Source organism: Paratractidigestivibacter sp. (genome assembly GCF_052362415.1).
Classification (GTDB): Bacteria; Actinomycetota; Coriobacteriia; order Coriobacteriales; family Atopobiaceae; genus Paratractidigestivibacter.
In genome coordinates, this window is sequence record NZ_DAWEMK010000086.1 from 1 (window position 1) to 2,355 (window position 2,355).

Annotated in this window: 3 protein-coding genes; all 3 read right to left on the reverse strand. The window is 67.0% G+C overall.

Annotated elements, in window-relative coordinates; all coding sequences use genetic code 11:
* Window positions 1-188 precede the first annotated feature (188 nt).
* Window positions 189-983 (reverse strand): ABC transporter ATP-binding protein, encoded by a 795-nt coding sequence (locus ACT84W_RS08200; RefSeq protein ID WP_417575096.1) that lies wholly within the window; start codon window positions 981-983, stop codon window positions 189-191.
* Window position 984: 1 nt separating this feature from the next.
* The gene (locus tag ACT84W_RS08205; RefSeq protein WP_417575097.1) at window positions 985-1,899 is read right to left on the reverse strand and encodes an ABC transporter permease; all 915 of its coding nucleotides are present in this window, start codon (window positions 1,897-1,899) and stop codon (window positions 985-987) included.
* An 86-nt stretch (window positions 1,900-1,985) separates the two neighbouring features.
* On the reverse strand, window positions 1,986-2,355 hold a 370-nt coding region (locus ACT84W_RS08210; protein WP_444328850.1), incomplete at its 5' end, for an ABC transporter substrate-binding protein.

The window sequence follows — 2,355 nt, forward strand, 5'->3', positions numbered from 1 at the left end:
AGGGCGGGCCTCTGGCCCGCCACTGCTATTTACACCACTTTATGGACGTAGCTGAAACCCGCGCCGCCAGCCGCCTTGCGAGGCTGGAGACGCGGGTTTCTGCGCGGCGAGGCCGCAGCGGGAGCTGGAAGTCGGGGTTTCTGCGCGGCGAGGCCGCAGCGGGAGCTGGAGACGCAGGTTTCTGCGCGCTATCCCAGCAGCATACGGTCGTTCGTGAACTCCTCGCCGCTGGCCTCCTCGAACTTGCGCAGCAGGTCGGGAACGGTGAGGGACTTCTTCTCGTCCCCCTCGACGTCGTAGATGATGTGCCCGTCGCTCATCATGATCAGGCGGTTGCCCAGGCGGATGGCGTCGCTCATGTTGTGCGTGACCATGAGCGCGGTGAGGTTGCGCTCGGCGATGATCTCCTCGGTGAGGGTGAGGACCTTCGCCGCGGTCTTGGGGTCGAGCGCCGCCGTGTGCTCGTCGAGCAGCAGCAGCTTCGGGTCGGTGAGCGTGGCCATGAGCAGCGTGAGGGCCTGGCGCTGTCCGCCGGAAAGAAGCCCGACCTTCGCGTCGAGCCGATCCTCGAGGCCGAGGCCGAGGCGCGCCAGGAGCTCAGGGTACTCTTTCTTCTCTTCCCGCGTCACGCCCCACGCGAGGCCGCGGCGTTTGCCGCGCCGGCGCGCGAGGGCGAGGTTCTCGACGATCTGCATGTCGGCCGCGGTGCCGCGCATCGGGTCCTGGAAGACGCGCCCGAGGTACTTGGCGCGCTGCGATTCCGTCATGCGCGAGATGTCCACGCCGTCGAGCTCGATCACGCCGGAGTCGAGCGGGTAGACGCCCGCGATCATGTTGAGCAGCGTGGACTTGCCCGCGCCGTTGCCGCCGATCACGGTCACGAAGTCGCCGTCGTTCAGGGTGAGGTCGACGCCCGTGAGCGCGCGTTTCTCGGTGACGGTGCCGGGATTGAAGGTCTTCTTCACGTGGGAAAGCTTGAGCATGCTACTCGTCCCCCCTCTTGTACGAGGCCCGCAGGCGCTGCTTCTCGAGCACGACGGGCACGCACAGGGCGAGCGCGACGATGATTGCGGAGAGCAGCTTCATGTCGTTGGCGTCCATACCCATCTGCAGCACGATGGCGCGGATGAGGAAGTAGACGATGGAGCCGACGACCGCCGCGACCAGGCGCGCGCCGAACTTGGTGAGGCCGCCGGGCAGAAGGCGTCCGAGGACCTCGCCGATGACGATCGCGGCCAGGCCGATGACGATGGCGCCCGTGCCCATGCCGATGTCGGCGTACTTCTGGCTCTGGCAGATGAGGCCGCCGGAAAGGCCGATGAGCGCGTTGGAGAGGATGAGGGCGAGCATCTTGGTCGCGTTCGTGTTCTGGCCGAGGGCACGGATCATGGCCTCGTTGTTGCCGGTGGCGCGCAGCGCGCTGCCGATCTCGGTGCCGAAGAACCAGTACAGCAGCCAGATCACGGCCGCGACGAGGATGGCGCCCACGATCATGGCAACGGTGCTCTGGGGGATGCCCGTGAGGTCGGACACCTTCGAGAAGATCGTGTCGGCCGTGAGCAGCGGGGTGTTCGACTTGCCCATGATGCGCAGGTTGATCGACCACAGGCTGATCTGCGTGAGGATTCCCGCGAGGATGGCGGGGATCTCGAACACGGTGGTGAGGACGCCCGTCACGGCGCCCGCGACGCCGCCGGCGAGCATGCCGGCGAGGGTCGCCACGACCGGGTCCACGCCGAAGTTGACCACGAGGACCGCCACGACGGCGCCGCCGAGGGCGAAGCTGCCGTCGCAGGTCATGTCGGGGATGTCGAGCAGGCGGAAAGTGATGAAGACGCCGAGTACCATGAGACCCCACAGGATACCCTGCGAGACGGCGCCTTGTAGTGCTGTGAGCATGTGCGCTCCTTCTTGCTGTCGGTGCTTACGGCGGTGGCGAGAAGGGCGGTTCCTTCTCGCCACCGGGAGGTGCTACTTGGGCGGGCCTACTTCGCGTCGAGCGCCGAGAGGTCGACGCCGATAGCCTGCGCCATCTCGTCGTTCTTCGCGACGACGAGGTCGGCGGTGTCGAGGTGCTCGATGGCCATGTCGGCGGGCTTGGACTCGCCCTTGAGGATCTTCACGGCCATCTCGCCGGCGCGCTTGCCGAGGTCGGCGTAGTTGATGGAGAGCGTGAAGAGGCCGCCGGCCTTGCACATGCCCTCCTCGCCGGTGACGAAGGGGATCTTGTTCTCCTTGCAGATCTGGCCGACCTGCGCGGCGCCCGCGGCGATGGTGTTGTCGGTGGGCGCGTAGAGGGCGTCGACCTTGCCGACGGCGGACTCGACGACGGACTGGATCTCGTTGGAGCTGGAG